Consider the following 4,916-nt stretch of genomic DNA (forward strand, 5'->3'; position numbering starts at 1 on the left):
GTTCAAAGACCGGATCAGTCTTGTTTAAAGTTTGGAATACCATAATATGGTCGTCATCTGAGGGGCGGCCAGAGAGTCCCCCCGGTTTGGCTTCATACAAAGATAAGAACAGACAAACTCGAGTTCATGCACATGTCCCAGATGTCCCGGCAAGATCCGTTGATCGAGAACCACACGGTCGACTACGTTCCACTCGCAGAGCGCCACGGGAAGGCCCGCGATCTTTTCACCTTGTGGTTCAGCACCAACATCGCGCCACTGCCCATCGTCACCGGCGCGATGGTGGTCCAGGTGTTCCACCTCAACCTGTTCTGGGGCCTGCTGGCGATTGCCCTCGGGCACATGGTCGGCGGCGTGGTGATTGCGCTGGCGTCGGCCCAGGGGCCGTGCATGGGCATTCCACAGATGGTGCAGAGTCGTGGCCAGTTCGGCCGCTACGGCGCTCTGCTGATCGTGTTCTTCGCGGCGTTGATCTACATCGGTTTCTTCATTTCCAACATCGTGCTGGCAGGCAAATCGATTGTCGGCATTGCGCCGTCGGTTCCGGTGCCGGCCAGCATTCTCATCGGTGCCCTCAGCGCCACCGCCATCGGCGTGATTGGCTACCGCTTCATCCATACCCTGAACCGCATCGGCACCTGGGTGATGGGTAGCGCGTTGCTCGCTGGCTTTCTCTATATCTTCGCCCATGATCTGCCGGCGGACTTCTTCACCCGCGGCGGATTCAACCTGTCCGGCTGGCTGGCCACGGTGTCGCTGGGCATCATCTGGCAGATCAGCTTCTCACCCTACGTGTCTGACTACTCGCGCTACCTGCCGGCGGATATCGGTATCACCCGTCCGTTCTTCGCCACTTACCTGGGGGCGACCCTGGGCACGATCCTGTCGTTCACTTTCGGCGCCGTGGCGGTACTGGCAACCCCGGAAGGCACTGAGGCGATGGCGGCGGTCAAGCAGTCCACCGGTTGGCTGGGGCCGATCCTGATGGTGCTGTTCCTGCTCAACATCATCAGCCACAACGCCTTGAATCTGTATGGCGCGGTGCTGTCGATCATCACTTCGATCCAGACCTTCGCCAGCCAGTGGACGCCGAGCATCAAGGTGCGCGTGGTGTTGTCGGGCATCGTACTGGCCGGTTGCTGCGTGGTGGCGCTGGGCGCTTCGGCGAACTTCATTTCGCAGTTCATCGGCCTGATTCTCGCGCTGTTGCTGGTGTTGGTGCCGTGGGCCTCGATCAACCTGATCGACTTTTACCTGATCAAGCGTCGTCGCTATGACATCGCTTCGATCTTCCGCGCTGACGGCGGCATCTACGGTCGCTTCAATCTGCACGCGATCATTGCCTACTTCATCGGCATCATCGTGCAGCTGCCATTCGCCAATACGTCGCTGTATGTCGGACCGTACGCCAATCTGGTGGACGGCGCGGACCTGTCATGGCTGGTGGGGCTGGTGGTGACGTGTCCGTTGTATTACTGCCTCGCTACGCGAAGCCAGGTGCAGGAAAGCCGTTCGGTGAAGTTCGGCTACACCGACTGATCTATTGGAATGCCGCACTTTGTAGGAGCGAGCCCTGCTCGCGAAAGACTCAAGTACGGCGCGTTTAACCGGTAAGCACGCGTTATCGTTGACGTCCATCGCGAGCAGGGCTCGCTCCTACATAAGTGTCAGCACATCGACCACTCAGGCATCCTTGAACGCATTCAGGCCGCGTTGTACCGCCGGCCTGGCTTCGACCGAGTCGAACCAGCGCGATAGTTGCGGAAGCTCTTTCCATTCCAGTCGATCACGGAACGCTGTGGCGATGGTGAACGCCGAAATGTCGGCCATGGAGAACTGCGCTCCGGCCATGAACCCGGCAGTCAAAAAACTTTCCGCGTAGGTGAGTTGCTCGATCACCCGCAGATCGATGATCGCCGCCGCCTTGTCCTGCCCCGCCTGGTGCAGAAAAAACGCGGCATGGCTGGGGGCGATGACATCGGTCACGAAAAAGAAATAGCGGTCAATCACCCGGATACGCTCAGGTCCGGCCTGCGCCGGCGCCAGTCGTCCCGGCGCCTTGGCATCGGCGTACTGGATGATGGCGTTGGACTGATTGATGACCAGCGCCGGCGTGGTCCCGTGGTCGATCAGGGTCGGGACTTTCCCGGCCGGGTTCAGCGCCAGGAAGGCCGGGCCACGGTGTTCCTGCGCATACAGGTCGAGCCTGCGTGCCGTGTAGGCGATGCCGGATTCTTCCAGGGCAATTGCGGCCCGCAGACTGTTGCCGGTGTTCGCGCCGTACAGTTCGATTTGATCGTTCATGGGTCATTGCTCTTGTCGGGACACAGGCAGCCACCGAACACTGCCAATCATGTCAGTATGATGAAAATCCGCCGCACTGATATTCAAAAAACAGTGACCGTCCATACCCCAGCGCGACAAGCCTTATCCCTCCACGAAAACTACTTTCACTGCGTTTGATAATAGCCTCTCGAAATGTTTTAAGCGTTTCACAAGCCATTCAGTCAACCCTCACCTCGAACTTCCGATGCGCATGTCACTCATCGGGTCCTGACTGGCGGTGAAACCTTCAAATAACGATAAGCGGTTCACCCAGGAGGATCTTTATGCCTTCGTGGTGGACTTGAAAACCCAACGGTTTGTCGCTCACGGCTTTTCGTCCCGGTTGATCGGCACCGACTTCAAGTCACTGCGTTCAGTCGACGACAAGCCTATTGGCGAGGACATCCACAAGCAAATGAGCGCCCATGAAAAAGGGGAAATTGCTTACCTGTGGCGCAACCCCATCACTGGGCAGAACGAATACAAGAGGACTTTTTTGCAGCGGGTGAGCGGTTACGTCGTGGCGGTAGGCTGCCATGCGATCAAGTAATCCGACAGGGACCAACAGCAACCACCGCAAGGAGTGTGAGATCGGTGTTTTCTGCTGGCGCAACAAGCGTTCGCGACCGGTCTGCGCGATGGGCGTCCGCATCGGCGGCTAGCCGAATTGGACGGCACCGAACATTTGAATGAGTTCTACGTGCGGGAAGTACTATCAAGTGATCCGCCAAATCCAATGATTGCCTTGGTTTCCAGGTATTCCTCCAAGCCGTAGACACCATACTCACGACCATTACCAGAACGTTTGTAACCACCGAATGGAGCCATTGGATTCCAGGCGGGGTAATTCAGATGCACTTGCCCCGCGCGGATACGAGAGGCAACTGCACGTGCAAGATCAAGGTTCTGAGACTGAACATGGGCGCCCAGGCCGTATACCGTATCGTTCGCGATAAGGACCGCCTCATCGATCGTCTCATACGGAATGATGCACAGCACCGGCCCGAAAATTTCTTCTTGGGCGATCCGCATTGCGGCATCTACGTCGGAGAATACTGTCGGTCGAGTGTAGAAGCCCTTCTCATAACCCGGTACACGTCCTGGTCCGCCGCAAACGAGTTTTGCGCCCTCACTCAGACCAGCTTCGATCATGGCTTGCACACGATTGAACTGGGCCTCGTTGGCAATGGGACCGAGCACCGTAGCTTCCGATTGCGGATCACCCACGATGATCGCATTGGCGGTTTCGGCTGCCAGCGATTCAACCTCCGCCAGCCGGTCCTTAGGTACGATCATTCGTGTCGGGGCGCTGCACGATTGTCCGACGTTGCGCAACGCTGACATCACGCCCAGTGGGACGGCTTTGGCGAAGTCGGCGTCGGGAAGCAGAATGTTCGGGGATTTTCCTCCAAGTTCTTGTGTAACCCGCTTCACCGTATGGGCGGCCGCCTGTGCGACCAGCGCGCCCGCGCGGTTGGAGCCGGTAATCGAAATCATATCGATATCAGGGTGCGCAGCCATCGCTGCGCCGACCTCGGATCCACTTCCGTTCACGAGGTTGAAGACGCCTGGTGGAAGGCCTGCGTCATGGACCAGTTGTGCAAAAAGAAGGGCGCTCAGAGGCGACAGTTCGCTTGGTTTGAGGACCACAGTGCATCCGGCAGCAATAGCAGGGGCGACTTTCGCGGTGATTTGATAAAGCGGCCAGTTCCACGGAGTGATGAGACCGCAGACGCCTATGGGTTCGCGTTCAATCGCGGTTCCACCTTCAACCGTCTGGAAACGATAAGTGGACAGCAGATCGCGGGCGACCCGAACGTGTTCGGCCGCGAGAGGCACTTGCATTGCCCGGGCGGAACCGATGGCAGCGCCCATTTCGAGAGAGAGGGCCTGCGCGAGCACTTCTTTTCGCTCAAGGATGAGCTCATGGATCTTTCCAAGGACAAGCGCGCGTGACTCTGCGCAGGTAGCAGACCAACCAGGAAACGCTGCGCGCGCAGCAGCTACTGCCCGATCAACATCCGCGGCGGAGCCTTGCGCGACCTGCGCAACGACCTCTTCAGTTGCCGGATTGACCACCGGCAAACTTGCCGGGATTGCCGGGGAAGACCAACAGCCATTGATATAAAATTTCTGAGCCGTTTGCGGATCAATGCTGTAGCTATTCGAAGATTGTATTGTCATCCAACTGGCTCCCTAGAGCGGTAACAGGCACTGCAAGCAGCAGAGGGCGGTCTGGCTCGCGACCTTGCAAGGTCGCTGAAACAAAGATCAAGCCGAACGTGGAAATCACCAGAACATCGCCGTGGCGACCAGGACATCGCTATGCCGGGTCTTCTCAATAAGCTAGCAAAGCGTGCCAGATAAAATGTGCTGTTCTTCAGGTTTGCAAGGGAGAATCTGCCGTATCTGTCAGGCTGACTTTGTATGAGAACAAGTTGAACCGATTTCGTTAGTAAACCTTCTGATAGACCGCTCAGTGAGACCATTCCTGGTCAGTGCGTTCGTAGGCACATCGGTGGCGGTGATGGGTCATATAGATAGGCAGGTGGGGGCGTGGTGATGCATCGTGCGATGCGCCGCCTTTGTAG

4 protein-coding genes are annotated in these 4,916 nt (G+C 57.7%); 2 read left to right on the top strand and 2 right to left on the bottom strand.

Going from position 1 to position 4,916, the window contains the following annotated elements; all coding sequences use genetic code 11:
* Positions 1 to 132 precede the first annotated feature (132 nt).
* Entirely contained in the window at positions 133 to 1,539 is a 1,407-nt protein-coding gene (locus tag AC1DVH_RS25835) for a purine-cytosine permease family protein (RefSeq protein WP_477756190.1), read from the top strand.
* 144 nt (positions 1,540 to 1,683) lie between these two features.
* On the opposite strand, the gene AC1DVH_RS25840 is transcribed toward AC1DVH_RS25835, so the two are convergent.
* Positions 1,684 to 2,304 (bottom strand): glutathione S-transferase family protein, encoded by a 621-nt coding sequence (locus AC1DVH_RS25840; protein ID WP_477756191.1) that lies wholly within the window; start codon positions 2,302 to 2,304, stop codon positions 1,684 to 1,686.
* 259 nt (positions 2,305 to 2,563) lie between these two features.
* Between AC1DVH_RS25840 and AC1DVH_RS25845 the strand changes: the two genes are divergently transcribed.
* The gene (locus AC1DVH_RS25845; protein ID WP_477756192.1) at positions 2,564 to 2,875 is read left to right on the top strand and encodes a cache domain-containing protein; all 312 of its coding nucleotides are present in this window, start codon (positions 2,564 to 2,566) and stop codon (positions 2,873 to 2,875) included.
* A gap of 146 nt (positions 2,876 to 3,021) precedes the next feature.
* Here the strand turns inward: AC1DVH_RS25845 and AC1DVH_RS25850 are convergent, their stop codons facing one another.
* Entirely contained in the window at positions 3,022 to 4,509 is a 1,488-nt protein-coding gene (locus AC1DVH_RS25850; RefSeq protein WP_477756193.1) for an aldehyde dehydrogenase family protein, read from the bottom strand.
* Positions 4,510 to 4,916: the final 407 nt, after the last annotated feature.

This window comes from Pseudomonas sp. P4_C3 (genome assembly GCF_056402075.1).